The 12,747-nt window shown below is 72.6% G+C and carries 14 protein-coding genes; 4 read left to right on the plus strand and 10 right to left on the minus strand.

Translation table 11 applies throughout. The features are described 5' to 3' along the window. Window positions 1-98: 98 nt before the first annotated feature. From cysS to ACFCY1_RS29605, 5 genes are all read right to left on the minus strand, one after another. Window positions 99-1,493, minus strand: a complete 1,395-nt coding sequence (gene cysS, locus ACFCY1_RS29585; RefSeq protein WP_049657179.1) for a cysteine--tRNA ligase — start codon at window positions 1,491-1,493, stop codon at window positions 99-101. A gap of 95 nt (window positions 1,494-1,588) precedes the next feature. Beyond that, window positions 1,589-1,981, minus strand: a complete 393-nt coding sequence (locus tag ACFCY1_RS29590) for a PPOX class F420-dependent oxidoreductase (RefSeq protein ID WP_049657181.1) — start codon at window positions 1,979-1,981, stop codon at window positions 1,589-1,591. A gap of 141 nt (window positions 1,982-2,122) precedes the next feature. Beyond that, window positions 2,123-2,623 (minus strand): 2-C-methyl-D-erythritol 2,4-cyclodiphosphate synthase, encoded by a 501-nt coding sequence (gene ispF / locus ACFCY1_RS29595; RefSeq protein WP_049657183.1) that lies wholly within the window; start codon window positions 2,621-2,623, stop codon window positions 2,123-2,125. Further along, the gene (gene ispD / locus ACFCY1_RS29600; protein WP_074001725.1) at window positions 2,613-3,368 is read right to left on the minus strand and encodes a 2-C-methyl-D-erythritol 4-phosphate cytidylyltransferase; all 756 of its coding nucleotides are present in this window, start codon (window positions 3,366-3,368) and stop codon (window positions 2,613-2,615) included. Before ispD ends, ispF begins: the two co-directional genes overlap by 11 nt. 308 nt (window positions 3,369-3,676) lie before the next feature. Continuing rightward, entirely contained in the window at window positions 3,677-4,159 is a 483-nt protein-coding gene (locus ACFCY1_RS29605; RefSeq protein WP_014136563.1) for a CarD family transcriptional regulator, read from the minus strand. A gap of 450 nt (window positions 4,160-4,609) precedes the next feature. Here ACFCY1_RS29605 and ACFCY1_RS29610 point away from each other — a divergent pair, with 450 nt between their 5' ends. Beyond that, complete coding sequence (locus ACFCY1_RS29610; RefSeq protein WP_074001726.1) at window positions 4,610-5,293, plus strand: hypothetical protein; 684 nt, start codon at window positions 4,610-4,612, stop codon at window positions 5,291-5,293. A 102-nt stretch (window positions 5,294-5,395) separates the two neighbouring features. On the opposite strand, the gene ACFCY1_RS29615 is transcribed toward ACFCY1_RS29610, so the two are convergent. After that, complete coding sequence (locus ACFCY1_RS29615) at window positions 5,396-6,091, minus strand: response regulator transcription factor (protein WP_031069385.1); 696 nt, start codon at window positions 6,089-6,091, stop codon at window positions 5,396-5,398. A 2-nt stretch (window positions 6,092-6,093) separates the two neighbouring features. Continuing rightward, window positions 6,094-7,530 (minus strand): sensor histidine kinase, encoded by a 1,437-nt coding sequence (locus ACFCY1_RS29620; protein ID WP_375876597.1) that lies wholly within the window; start codon window positions 7,528-7,530, stop codon window positions 6,094-6,096. Between the two features lie 306 nt (window positions 7,531-7,836). Here ACFCY1_RS29620 and phoU point away from each other — a divergent pair, with 306 nt between their 5' ends. Next, a complete protein-coding gene (phoU, locus tag ACFCY1_RS29625; RefSeq protein WP_049657907.1) occupies window positions 7,837-8,526 on the plus strand; it encodes a phosphate signaling complex protein PhoU in 690 nt (229 codons plus the stop codon). 194 nt (window positions 8,527-8,720) lie between these two features. After that, on the plus strand, window positions 8,721-8,900 hold the full coding sequence (locus ACFCY1_RS29630; RefSeq protein WP_049657904.1) for a hypothetical protein: 180 nt from the start codon (window positions 8,721-8,723) through the stop codon (window positions 8,898-8,900). A 108-nt stretch (window positions 8,901-9,008) separates the two neighbouring features. On the opposite strand, the gene ACFCY1_RS29635 is transcribed toward ACFCY1_RS29630, so the two are convergent. Continuing rightward, window positions 9,009-9,605 carry a lytic polysaccharide monooxygenase gene (locus ACFCY1_RS29635; RefSeq protein ID WP_074001728.1) on the minus strand — a complete coding sequence of 199 codons (597 nt, stop codon included), beginning with the start codon at window positions 9,603-9,605 and terminating at the stop codon, window positions 9,009-9,011. A gap of 276 nt (window positions 9,606-9,881) precedes the next feature. Further along, complete coding sequence (locus ACFCY1_RS29640) at window positions 9,882-10,640, minus strand: phosphoglyceromutase (protein ID WP_049657900.1); 759 nt, start codon at window positions 10,638-10,640, stop codon at window positions 9,882-9,884. Window positions 10,641-10,789: 149 nt separating this feature from the next. Between ACFCY1_RS29640 and ACFCY1_RS29645 the strand changes: the two genes are divergently transcribed. Next, window positions 10,790-12,145, plus strand: a complete 1,356-nt coding sequence (locus ACFCY1_RS29645; RefSeq protein WP_375876598.1) for an MDR family MFS transporter — start codon at window positions 10,790-10,792, stop codon at window positions 12,143-12,145. A 12-nt stretch (window positions 12,146-12,157) separates the two neighbouring features. Here the strand turns inward: ACFCY1_RS29645 and ACFCY1_RS29650 are convergent, their stop codons facing one another. Further along, window positions 12,158-12,712, minus strand: a complete 555-nt coding sequence (locus ACFCY1_RS29650) for a YbjN domain-containing protein (protein WP_375876599.1) — start codon at window positions 12,710-12,712, stop codon at window positions 12,158-12,160. Window positions 12,713-12,747: the final 35 nt, after the last annotated feature.

The following is a 12,747-nucleotide window of genomic DNA, read 5'->3' on the forward strand; positions in this document are numbered from 1 at the left end:
CGGTCTGCCCGGTGGCGGCCGACGGCATGCGCTACGTCATGCGGGAGGGCCGCACCGGTCCGGTACGGCCCACCCATCACCCCGATCGTCGGATGGGGTTACTGGCTGTTGATCGTCCAGCGCGGGCCGGACGGGGTGTCCTCGATGGCCAGCCCGGCGAGGCCGAGCTGGTCGCGGATGGCGTCCGCGGTGGCGAAGTCCTTGCGCTCGCGCGCGGCCTGCCGCTGGTCCAGGACCAGACGGACCAACGAGTCGACCACTCCGTGGAGGTCCTCGCCGCGCTCCGTCCCGGCCCAGTGCGGGTCGAGCGGGTCGAGGCCCAGTACACCGAGCATCGCACGGACCTCGGCCAGTCGCGCCACCACGCTCTCCTTGTCGTCCGCGTTCAGGGCGCTGTTGCCCTGGCGGACGGCGGTGTGCACGACGGCCAGCGCCTGCGGCACGCCGAAGTCGTCGTCCATCGCCTCGGCGAAGGCCGGTGGCACCTCGGGCGCCGCGTCGACCGTGCCGCAGCGCTCGACGGCGCGCTGGATGAAGCCCTCGATCCGGCCGAAGCCGGCCTCGGCCTCGCGCAGCGACTCCTCGCTGTACTCGATCATCGAGCGGTAGTGCGGAGCCGCCAGGTAGTAGCGGAGCACGATCGGCCGCCACGCCCGGACCATCTCGGAGACCAGCACCGAGTTGCCCAGCGACTTGCTCATCTTCTCGCCGGCCATGGTGACCCAGGCGTTGTGCACCCAGAAGCCGGCGAAGTCGTCGCCGTAGGCCTTGGACTGGGCGATCTCGTTCTCGTGGTGCGGGAAGATCAGGTCCAGCCCGCCGCCGTGGATGTCGAAGGCCGCGCCCAGGTACTTGTGGGCCATCGCCGAGCACTCCAGGTGCCAGCCCGGACGGCCGCGGCCCCACGGGGTCTCCCAGCTCGGCTCGCCCGGCTTGGCGGCCTTCCACATCGCGAAGTCGCGCTGGTCCCGCTTGCCGGTCTCGCCCTCGCCCTCGGGCTGGCGCAGGTCGTCCAGCTTCTGGTTGGAGAGCGCCAGGTAGTCGGGGTACGACCGCACGTCGAAGTAGACGTTGCCGTCGGCCGCGTAGGCGTGGCCCTTCTCGATGAGCCCCTGCATCATCGCGATCATCTCGGGGATGTGCCCGGTGGCCCGCGGCTCGACCGTCGGCCGCAGGCAGCCGAGCGCGTCGTAGCCGTCGTTGAAGGCGCGCTCGTTCTCGTAGGCGATCTGCCACCACGGCGTGCCGAGCTCGCGCTCCTTGGCGATGATCTTGTCGTCGATGTCGGTGACGTTCCGGGCGAAGGTCACCTGGTAGCCGCGGTAGGCGAACCACCGCTGCATGAGGTCGAAGTTGAGGTACGACCGGATGTGCCCGATGTGTGGCGCCGACTGAACGGTAGCGCCGCACAGGTAGATCGAGACACAACCCGGTACAAGCGGGACGAAGTCGCGTACCTGGCGGGTGCTGGTGTCGTACAGACGAATGCTCACAGCGTCAAGCGTAGTGGGCACCGGGGGGTGCCCCGCCACATTCCCCGGGACAACGGGGGCGTGATCCCGGGGAAACGGCGGGACGCGGACGGGACTCAGATGTTGCCGAGCACCTTGTCCGGGGAGATCCGGACGACCACCCGGACCGCCTCCGGGCCGTCGAAGGTGTAGTCCTTGCCCAGGTACTTGCGGGACAGCTCGTCGATCAGCTCCCGGCCGCCCTCGGTGGTCAGCGTCGCCTCGCCGCGCGCCTCGAAGTACTCGTACGGGTTGTCCTTGTCGTTGATGACGAGGGACACCCTCGGGTCCCTGACCAGGTTGAGGTGCTTCCGGCGGCCCTCGACGGTGGAGAACAGGATGTCGTCGCCGTCCCGCTTGACCCAGACCACGGAGGCCTGCGGGCCCCCGTCGGGCTGGATGGTGGAGACCACGGCGAAGCTCGTGCTGTCGAGCAGTTCCTTGACCTTGTCCGCAAGTTCGACACCCATCGGAAACCCCTTCACGTCGGCGTTCGGCCCGAGCGGAAGCCCCGTCCGGGCCCGAGCCGAACACTAGCGACTCGGGCCCCGGGAACACCCGGTGAACACCCGTCAGGTCCGGGTTGTTCCCGACCGCTCACCGCGACCGGCTCAACGCCGTTCGTACACCAGGGCGGTGGCGATCGCGGCCAGGCCCTCGGCCCGGCCGGTCAGCCCCAGCCCGTCGGTGGTGGTGCCGGAGACGGACACCGGGGCGCCGACCGCCTCGGAGAGCGCGGCCTGCGCCTCGGCCCGCCGCTTGCCGATCTTCGGCCGCACGCCGATCACCTGGACCGCCACGTTGCCGATCTCGAAGCCCGCCTCGCGGACCAGCCGGGCCGCCTCGCCGAGCAGCTTCGCCCCGGACGCGCCGGCCCACTCCGGGCGGTCGGTGCCGAAGTGGGCGCCCAGGTCGCCGATCCCGGCGGCCGAGAACAGCGCGTCGCAGGCGGCGTGCGCGGCGACGTCGGCGTCCGAGTGCCCGGAGAGGCCGACCTCGGCGTCCGGCCAGTCCAGCCCGGCCACCCGGAGCGGGCGGCCGGCCTCGAAGGCGTGCACGTCGGTGCCGATCCCCACGCGGGGGATCACGGGGGTCTGCGGGTCAGTAGGCATCGGCGGCCCTCCTGCGGGCGAGTACGGCCTCGGCGAGCACGAGGTCCAGTGGACGGGTGACCTTGAACGCCTCCTCGTGGCCGGGCACCACGACGACCCGGCCGCCGTAGCGCTCCACCAGGCCGGCGTCGTCGGTGACCGGGGGCGCGTCGGCGGTGCCCGCACTCTCCTCGGCCAGCGCCTTGGCGTGCACCTCGACCAGGGTGGCGCGGTCGAAGCCCTGCGGGGTCTGCACCGCGCGCAGGGTGGCGCGCTCGGGCGTGTCGAGCACCGGCTCGGGGCCGCCCGGGTTCGGCTCGACCCGCTTCACCGTGTCGGCCAGCGGCACCGCGGGCACCACCGCCCGCGCCCCGGCCCGGACGGCGGCCGCGACGGCGTCCACCACCTCGACCGGGACCAGCGGGCGGGCCGCGTCGTGCACCAGCACGATCCCGACCTCGTCCGGGATCGCGGCCAGGCCCAGCCGGACCGACTCCTGGCGGGTCGCCCCGCCGGCCACCACCCGGATGTCCTTGTCGTCCAGCCCGTGGCTGTCCAGCAGGGCGACCACCTCGGCCACCCCGTCGGCGGGCGCGGCGACCACGACCAGGCCGACCGCCCGGCTGCGGGCCAGGGCCCGGACGGCGTGCACCAGGAGCGGCACGCCCCCCAGTTCCCGCAGGGCCTTCGGGGCCCCGGGCCCCAGCCGCTCACCCCGTCCGGCGGCGGGCACCACTGCTGCTGCGACTGCTCCTGACGCGTTCAGGTTTCACTCCTTCGGCGAAGTGGGTATGGCCATGGCGTGCCCGGCGGGCGCACCGGGCCCCTTCCGAAGAACCACGGTCCACCGTCCGCCGCACAGCTCCGCAAGTTCCGCGCAACGGTTCCGCGCAAGAACGGGTGCGGAAACGGTCTTGCAGGCCTGGGCCGGCTCGGGCGGGTGGCGTGGTCCGGACATGCCTCAGCGCCCGGAGTGCCACTGCACCACTCCCGGACGGTTCGTCCGAGGAGTGGCGCGCCGGCACCGGGCGCTGTGAGCGTTGGGCGGCAGCCCGACCGCACTGCGGTGGCGCGCTACGAGGCGAGGACCTCGTCGAGCAGCGTCTCCGCCTTGTCCTCGTTGGTGTTCTCCGCCAGCGCGAGCTCGCTGACGAGGATCTGGCGCGCCTTCGCGAGCATCCGCTTCTCGCCGGCCGAGAGGCCGCGCTCGCGCTCGCGGCGCCACAGGTCGCGGACGACCTCGGCGACCTTGATGACATCACCCGAGGCGAGCTTCTCCAGGTTCGCCTTGTAGCGACGGGACCAGTTGGTCGGCTCTTCCGTGTACGGTGCCCGCAGCACCTCGAAGACCCGGTCCAGACCCTCCTGGCCGACTACATCGCGCACACCGACGAACTCCGCGTTCTCGGCGGGCACGCGGAGCGTCAGGTCTCCCTGCTGCACCTTGAGCACCAGGTAGGTCTTGTCCACACCTTTGATCTGGCGAGTTTCGATGGCCTCGATCAGCGCGGCCCCGTGATGGGGGTAGACCACCGTGTCGCCAACCTTGAACGTCATGTGACAGGACCCCTTCCGTGGCTTTCCAGAATAACACGCTTCTCGGCCCACCCGAAGGGCGTTTTCGCAGGTCAGGGCCGGTCTCGGGGCTTGACAAGGACCCCCATGACGTGCTGCGACCGGTGTTCGAGAGGGGCTTCCCGCAGGTCGGAGGCGGTTCCGGGGTTCGACGAAACCCTTGCGCAACACCCCCGCAACCATGATTGGATCTTGAGCTTTCACCCCTTTTCGAGTCGCGGCCGAATCGTTATTCGATCTTGGTCGAACCTTGTCCTCCGTGTGACCCGGACATGTCGACGTACCGCCGGACGCACCCCCGGCGTACGGCCGGACGGCCCCCGGCGGCCCCCGGGAGTGCGACACGGGGACCACCCCGTGAGGAGCGCATAAGCGAGGTCGATAATCTGAGACCTGACCATCCGACACGTGACCTAGGGAGAAGCCGCCGCCGTGAGCCGCAGCCTTCGACGCGGCAGCATCGCCGCCCTCGCCGCCATCGCCATCGCCTCGCTGTCCTCCTGCGCCGCCGGCAACACGCCGGACACCCTGCAGATCAAGCCGGACAACGCGGCGGCGACCCTCGGAACGAACCTCCGGCTGAACAACATCGTGGTCGTCACCGGGGAGGGCGCCTCGGGCGACCACACCGGTCCCGCCAACGTGGTCGTGAACATCGCGAACACCGCGGACGCCCCGGCCGAGCTCCAGTCCGTCACCGTCGGCGGTGCCGCCACCACCTTCGCGGACGCCGCCGGCGCTCCGCTGTCCGGGATCGTCGTCCCGGCCCGCGGCGCGGTGGTGATCGGCGGCCAGGGCAACCCGTCCGCCACCGCCGCCTCCGCGACCGTCCACGTCGGCGGCTTCGCCCCGACCGTGTTCACCTTCAAGGACGGCCAGAAGGTCGAGGCCCAGGCCGCCGTGAGCCCGGACTCGGGCGCAGACGGCCGCGGCCTGTACAAGGGCTTCGGTCCGACCCCGTCGCCGACCGCGACCCCGGCCAAGACCACCACCCCCGGTGCCGCCACCCCCGGTGCCACCGCTCCGGCCCCCGGCGCCACCACCCCGGGCGCGCCGGCCACCGGTGCCGCCGTCCCGGCCGGCACCACCGCCCCGGCCGTCCCGGCCGCGCACTGACGCCGCACCCCGCCCCCGGCGGGCCCTCCAGGGCCCGCCGGAGCGACGCGAAGGCCCCCTCCGGCTGCTGCCGGCGGGGGCCTTCCGCGTGGTGGGGACGGTTTACGGCTCGAACTTGTAGCCCAGGCCGCGAACGGTGACCAGGTAGCGCGGCGCGCCCGGGTCCGGCTCGATCTTGGCCCGCAGGCGCTTCACGTGGACGTCCAGGGTCTTGGTGTCGCCGACGTAGTCCGCGCCCCAGACCCGGTCGATCAGCTGCATCCGGGTGAGCACCCGGCCCGCGTTGCGCAGCAGCATCTCCAGCAGGTCGAACTCCTTGAGCGGCAGGTCGACCTTGGCGCCGTCCACGGTCACCACGTGGCGGTCCACGTCCATCCGGACCGGGCCCGCCTCCAGGGCGCCCGGGCCGCCGCCGTTGTCGCCCGCGCCGCCGTCCTCGCCGCGGCGGCGCAGCACCGCGCGGATCCGCGCGACCAGCTCGCGGGTGGAGTACGGCTTGGTGACGTAGTCGTCAGCGCCTATCTCCAGACCGACGACCTTGTCGATCTCGCTGTCCTTCGCGGTCACCATGATCACCGGGACGTTGGAACGCACCCGGAGCTGGCGGCAGACCTCGGTGCCGGGCAGGCCCGGCAGCATCAGGTCGAGCAGGACGAGGTCGGCGCCGTTCCGTTCGAACTGCTCCAGGGCGTCGGGGCCGGTGGCGGCCACGGCCACCTCGAAGCCCTCCTTGCGGAGCATGTACGAGAGGGCGTCGCTGAACGACTCCTCGTCCTCGACCACCAGTACTCGGGTCACGATCAGGCCTCCGGGGCAAGCTGCGGGGTTGTGTCTGACAGGTGTGGTGCCCGCTCCCCGGTGGGGAGCGAACGGTCCGTGCGGGGCGCGCGGGGAGCGCGGTCCGTCCGGTCCGTGGTGAGGGTTCGGGGTGCGGCGGCGGGGCCGGCGGGGCCGCCGTCCGGCGTGTGGTCCGGCTCGTCGCCGAACTCGTCGTCGAACGCGTCGTCGGGCTCGTCCTCCGTGGGCGCCTGCCCGGCGGGCAGGCGGACGGTGAAGGTCGACCCCTGGCCCTCGACGCTCCACACCGAGACGGTGCCGCCGTGCGAGGCCGCGACGTGCTTGACGATGGACAGGCCCAGGCCGGTGCCGCCGGTCGCCCGGGAGCGGGCGGGGTCGACGCGGTAGAACCGCTCGAAGACCCGCTCGCGGTCCTTCTCGGAGATGCCGATGCCCTGGTCGGTGACCGAGATCTCGATGAGCTCGCCGTCCGCCTCCCCGAGCGCCGCGGCGCTGGAGATCCGCCGGGTGGCGATGGCCACCCGGGTGCGGGGCGGGCTGTAGTTGACGGCGTTCTCGACCAGGTTGCCGAGCGCGGCGGCGAGCTGGCCGCGGTTGCCGTGCAGGTAGAGGCCGGCGATGCCGCCCGCCGCGATCAGGATCTGCTTGGCGGCGGCCTGCTGGCGGCAGCGGTCGATCGCCTCGGCGATCAGCTCGTCCACCGCGACCGGCTCCGGGTCGATCATCAGCCGGTCGTCCTGGACCCGGGAGAGGTCGATGATCTCCTGGACCAGGCTGGCCAGCCGGGCCGCCTCGACCTGCATCCGGCCGGCGAAGCGCTGCACCGCCTCCGGGTCGTCGGACGCGTCCACGACCGCCTCGGAGAGCAGCGACAGGGCGCCGACCGGGGTCTTGAGCTCGTGGCTGACGTTGGCCACGAAGTCCCGGCGGACGGCCTCCACCCGGCGGCGCTCGGTCTGGTCCTCGACCAGCACCAGCACCAGCCGGGAGCCGAGCGGGGCGACCCGGACGGAGACCGCGAGCGGCTCGGCCGCGCGGGCCGCGCCCGGCCGGGGCACCTCCAGCTCGACCTGGCGGATCTCGCCGTCCCGGCGGGTGGAGCGGGCCAGCGCGAGCATCTGGTCCACCGCGACGGCACCGCCGCGCACCAGGCCCATCGCGTACGCCGCCGAACTGGCCTTGACCACCTCGTCGCCCTCGCCCAGCACGATCGCGCAGGAGCGGAGCACGGAGAGCACGGTGTCGACCCCGGGCGGCAGCGGCGGCTCGGGGTTGCCGGTACCCAGTGACTGGTACCGGCCGGGGTTCCTGCCGCCGGTTGCGCTGTACCTGCCCTTGGCCTGCTCGCGCTCGCTCCAGCGGAAGGCGATGGAGGCGGTGAGGCCGACACCGAGCCCGGCTATGGCACAGGCAGCGGCGGCGGCCACGTTCACGTCCATGTGGCCAGCGTAAGCGCACGGCCAGGCCAGTCCCCAAGCACCCGATCAAGGCATCGACCACGCGTTGCCGAGAATTCACCTTCAGGTAGCCGCCGATTCACCGGAGCGGCCGTGCACCGTCGCCCAGGCGGCCGAAAGTTGGCCAGGCAGCCCGTGTGGGAGAGATCGGTGTGCCGAACAGCGGCCACCGGCTCGGGTGTGCGCGTACGATGCGCGCCACCAGCAGCGGTCACCCGGACACCGGAACGACGGTCGGACGGGCTGACCGGTCGGCACCGCCACCGACACAGCTACTGAGGAGAGAACATGCGCGACGCGTACCACGAGGAACTCGATGCGATCGGCGACAGCCTGGTCGAGATGGCCCGGCTGGTCGGCTCTGCCATGGGCCGCGCCACCACCGCCCTCCTCGACGCGGACCTCGCCCTGGCGGAGGGCGTGATCGCCGCCGACGAGAAGGTCAACGAGCTCCACCACGACCTGGAGAACCGGGCCATCGACCTCCTCGCCCGCCAGCAGCCGGTCGCCACCGACCTGCGCATCGTCGTCACCTCGCTGCGGATGAGCGCCGACCTGGAGCGCTGCGGCGACCTCGCCCGGCACGTCGCCAAGGTCGCGCGGATGCGCTACCCCGACACCGCCGTGCCGAGCGACCTGCACTCCACCGTCCTGGAGATGGGCCAGCTCGCCCAGCGCCTGGTGGCCAAGGCCGGTCTGGTCATCGCCACCAAGGACGTCGACAAGGCGCTGGAGATGGAGCAGGACGACGACGCGATCGACACCCTGCACCGCGAGCTGCTGTCGCACCTGATCGACGAGCGCTGGCACCACGGGATCGAGACCGCCGTCGACATCACCCTGGTCGGCCGCTACTACGAGCGCTTCGCGGACCACGCGGTGTCGGTCGCCAAGCGCGTGGTGTACCTGGTGACGGGCGAGCACGTGGCCGAGTTCGTGGCCGCCACCGAGGCCGCCGAGGCCGCGCCGGTCGACTGACCTCCGGTCCGGGCGGTGCTTCGTGGCCGCTCCCGGCTCACCCCCCGGGGTGAGTAAACCTGCGACGAGGGTGGTGCGGGCGCACGGCACTCCGTGCGCCCCACCACCGCGCGCCCGTTGACGCTCCGTCCATTCGGCGGCTTCACTCGACGTTGGGGGCACAGGACTGTGCCCGTCACAAGGAGGGAAGCTCGATGAAGGCCCACCCGACCCGACCGGCATCCGCCCACTCCACCGTCGAGCCACCCGCCCCGAAGCTGCTCCCCGTCCTCGCCGCCGGCTGCGGCTGCGGCCCGGGCTGCGGCTGCGGCTGCCAGTCCGGCGCGCCCTGCCAGTGCGGCGGTGCCGACGGCGGCTGCTGCGGCGGCCACTGAGCGCGCCGCCGTCCGAGGAGTCCCCGAGGTGCACGGTCTTCCGGCGGCCGTGCACCTCGTTCGCGTCCGTGCCCGTGTCCGCGTCGGGCCGGGCGTCGGGACCGGACGTCAGAACGCGACGTCGGTGCAGGAGTAGAAGGCGTTCCCGGTGTCGGAGATCGTCCAGACCGCGACGACCACTTGGTGGCCGGTGCGCCCGCCCGGGATGGTCGCGGTGTGGCTGAGCGTGCTCGGCACCTGCTGCCCGCCGTACGGGACGGTCAGGAAGGGCGTCAGGTCCAGGTTGGCCCGGGTGACCGGCTGGCTCGCGTCGTAGCCCGGCTTGGTCATGTAGTACCGGAAGTCGGTGGTCGCGTGCCGGGCGGTGAACTTCCAGGTGAAGGTGAGCTGCCCGCCCGCCGTCACCGGCGTGGTCGGCCAGGCACCCGCGTGCGGGTCGTCCAGCTCGGCGAAGCGCGCGTTGCCGCCGGCGCAGATGGTGCCGTCCGAGGGGCCGAGGGCCGGGAAGCCCTTGGGGCCCTCGACGCTCTGCGGCTCCCACTGGATGTCACCGCAGTCCCACGGGACGCCGTCCACGTGGGTGTCGCAGAGCGCGGCCCGGCTGGGCGGGGTCGTGATCCAGCCGTGGGACGCGGCCGGGAAGGCGAGGGTCAGCGGGATCGCCAGCGCGGCGACGGCCGCCCCGACGATGTGGCGTGTGCGCATGGTGCTCCTCCGTGGGGGTGGATGGAGTGTGCGCCGGGGGCACAGACGCGCGCGCGTGGGGGTGCGGCGGCCCGGACGGGGAGATCCTGGCATGCCTGCGCCAGTCCGGTGCCCTCACGGTAGGAGCCGCCGACTGCGGCCGTCAATGGTCTGAACCATTTTCCCACCTACCCAACTCCCCCACCAGGCAAGCGGGTTGACCCCGAACCGACCGAAAACGAACGAAGGCCCCGCCGCCCGGTCGGACCGGGTGACGGGGCCGTAGCGGCAAGCGGCCTACTTCTTGCCCTGGTTCTTGACCGCCTCGATGGCGGCCGCGGCGGCGTCCGGGTCGAGGTAGCGGCCGCCCGGGGTGACGGGCTTGAAGTCGGCGTCCAGCTCGTAGACCAGCGGGATGCCGGTCGGGATGTTCAGGCCGGCGATGGCCTCGTCGGAGATGCCGTCGAGGTGCTTGACCAGCGCGCGCAGGCTGTTGCCGTGGGCGGTGACCAGGACGGTCCGGCCGGCGGCGAGGTCCGGGACGATGGCGTCGTACCAGTACGGCAGCATCCGGTCGACGACGTCCTTCAGGCACTCGGTGCGCGGACGCAGCTCGCTCGGGATGTCGGCGTAGCGCGCGTCACCGGCCTGCGAGTACTCGGCGTCGTCGGCCAGCACCGGCGGCGGGGTGTCGTACGAGCGGCGCCACAGCTGGAACTGCTCCTCGCCGAACTCGGCCAGGGTCTGGGCCTTGTCCTTGCCCTGGAGCGCGCCGTAGTGGCGCTCGTTCAGCCGCCAGCTGCGGCTGACCGGGATCCAGTGCCGGTCGGCCTTGTCCAGGGCGATCTGGGAGGTGCGGATGGCGCGGCGCAGCAGCGAGGTGTGCAGCACGTCGGGGAGCAGACCCTCGGCGGCCAGGAGCTCGCCACCGCGGGCGGCCTCCTTCTCGCCCTTCTCGTTGAGGTCGACATCGACCCAACCGGTGAACAGGTTCTTCTGGTTCCACTGGCTCTCGCCGTGGCGGAGCAGGATGAGTCGGTACGTCGTGTCAGCCATGGCCCCCAGCTTAGTGGGGGGTCGGAAAACCCCTGGTGGGGACCTTCGGCCGATGTGTAATGTGTGCTCAGCGCATCTGACACTTACATGCGTCGGCTGACCGGGCCTGCCGCACCGTTCGGCGGACGCCTGCCCACGGGAGCCCCCACATGCTCGTCGCCCTGGTCGCCAACCCCCGGATCCGAAGACTCGTACAGGAGACCGTGGGCGGGCTGCCGCGACAGTTCTGGTGGCTCTGGGTGAGCACGCTGGTGAACAAGCTCGGCGCGTTCGTCGTCACCTTCCTGGCGCTGTATCTGACCGTCGACCGGGGGTACTCGGCCTCCTACGCGGGCCTGGTGGCCTCGCTGTTCGGCCTCGGTTCGGCCGTCGCGGCGATCCTCGCGGGCGTGCTGGCCGACCGGATCGGGCGCCGGCCCACGCTGCTCGCCGCCCAGCTCGGCACCGCGCTGTTCACCGCCGTGCTCGGCTTCGCGGACGGCCAGGTGGCGATCGCCGTGGTGGCCTTCCTGGTGGGCCTGTGCAACAACGCCACCCGGCCGCCCACCTCGGCGATCATCGCCGACCTGGTGCCGGCCGAGGACCGGGTCCGCGCGTACTCGCTGAACTACTGGGCGATCAACATCGGCTTCGGCCTCTCGGCGGCCGTGGCGGGCCTGATCGCCACCCACGGCTACCTCACGCTCTTCCTGCTGGACGCGTTCTCCACCCTGGTCTGCGCGGTGGTGATCTTCATCCGGATCCCGGAGACCAGGCCGCAGGCCGCGCCCGGCCGGGCGGACGGCTCCGCCGAGCCGCCGGTCAGCCTGCTCTCGGTGTTCCGGGACGCCCCGTTCATGGCGCTGGTCGGGCTCACCCTGCTGCTCGCGCTGGTCTTCCAGCAGGGCAGCACCACGCTGGCCGTGGACATGGGCGCCTCCGGCATCACCTCCACCGAGTACGGCCTGGTCATCGGCCTGAACGGGCTGCTGATCGTGGTCCTGCAGATCCCGCTGACCCGCTGGATGGAGGGCCGCTCACGGACCGGGCTGCTGATCACCAGCTGCCTGCTCACCGGCTGGGGCTTCGGGCTGGCCGCGCTGGCCGGGTCCTCGGCCTGGCTGTTCGCGCTCTCGGTGGCCGTCTGGACGGTCGGCGAGATCCTCAACACGCCGGTGATGATGGGCCTGGTCGCCGAGCTGGCGCCGACCCACGGGCGCGGCCGCTACCAGGGCGTGCACAGCCTCTCCTGGTCGCTCGCCTCGTTCCTCGGCCCGGCGGGCGGCGGGCTGCTGCTCCAGCACGCGGGGCCGGCGGTGCTCTGGACGGCCTGCGGGGCGGTCGGGACGGTCACCGCGCTCGGGTACGTGGTGCTGGCCCGCCGGACCGGCGCGGCCGGGCGCCGTCGGCCCGTGGCCACGGAGGTTCCGGCGCCCGCGGTGGGGGCTCCGGCGCGCACGGCCACGGCGCCCGCGGCCGCGGAGCCCGCGGTGGAGCCGGCCGGGAAGGCCCCGGCGGGCGCCTGACCGGCCCGCGGGTCAGCCGGCGGCCGGCGCGTCCGGAGTGCCCGGGGCCTCGGCCGAGGCGTCCCGCGGGGCGGCCAGGTGGGCGAAGGCGGCCAGGTTGCGGGTGGACTCCCCGCGCTTGGTCCGCCACTCCCACTCGCGCCGGATCGCGGTGGCGAAGCCCAGCTCCAGCAGGGTGTTGAACGGCTCGTCCGCGTTCTCCAGCACCGTGCCGAGCAGCCGGTCCACGACCTGCGGGGTGAGCGCCTCCAACGGCAGCCGGCCGGCCAGGTAGACGTCGCCGAGCGCGTCGATCGCGTACCCGACGCCGTACAGCCGGGTGTTGCGCTCCAGCAGCCAGCGGTAGACGGCCTCGTGGTTCTCGTCCGGACGGCGGATCACGAAGGCGTTCACCGACAGGGTGTGGTCGCCGACCCGCAGGGCGCAGGTGGTGCTCAGCTTGCGGGTGCCGGGGAGGGCCGCCACCAGCGTGTACGGGTCGGTGGCGGCCGGCTCCCAGGCCACCCCGGCGTCGTCCAGGGCGGCGCGCAGGAGGGTCAGGGCCTCGTCCTTGGTGCGGATTGCCATGGGGGTGACGTTACTCGTCGGTACCGGGCGGGCGC

This window comes from Kitasatospora sp. NPDC056273 (assembly GCF_042268845.1).
Classification (GTDB): domain Bacteria; phylum Actinomycetota; class Actinomycetes; order Streptomycetales; family Streptomycetaceae; genus Kitasatospora.

Coding starts and splice junctions, on each gene's coding strand:
- ACFCY1_RS29590 (WP_049657181.1), bottom strand. CDS start 1,981: ATGGGTGTCGAACTTGCGGACAAGGTCAAGGAACTGCTCGACAGCACG.
- ispF (WP_049657183.1), bottom strand. CDS start 2,623: ATGCCTACTGACCCGCAGACCCCCGTGATCCCCCGCGTGGGGATCGGC.
- ACFCY1_RS29605 (WP_014136563.1), bottom strand. CDS start 4,159: ATGACGTTCAAGGTTGGCGACACGGTGGTCTACCCCCATCACGGGGCC.
- ACFCY1_RS29620 (WP_375876597.1), bottom strand. CDS start 7,530: ATGGACGTGAACGTGGCCGCCGCCGCTGCCTGTGCCATAGCCGGGCTC.
- phoU (WP_049657907.1), top strand. CDS start 7,837: ATGCGCGACGCGTACCACGAGGAACTCGATGCGATCGGCGACAGCCTG.
- ACFCY1_RS29630 (WP_049657904.1), top strand. CDS start 8,721: ATGAAGGCCCACCCGACCCGACCGGCATCCGCCCACTCCACCGTCGAG.
- ACFCY1_RS29635 (WP_074001728.1), bottom strand. CDS start 9,605: ATGCGCACACGCCACATCGTCGGGGCGGCCGTCGCCGCGCTGGCGATC.
- ACFCY1_RS29640 (WP_049657900.1), bottom strand. CDS start 10,640: ATGGCTGACACGACGTACCGACTCATCCTGCTCCGCCACGGCGAGAGC.
- ACFCY1_RS29645 (WP_375876598.1), top strand. CDS start 10,790: ATGCTCGTCGCCCTGGTCGCCAACCCCCGGATCCGAAGACTCGTACAG.
- ACFCY1_RS29650 (WP_375876599.1), bottom strand. CDS start 12,712: ATGGCAATCCGCACCAAGGACGAGGCCCTGACCCTCCTGCGCGCCGCC.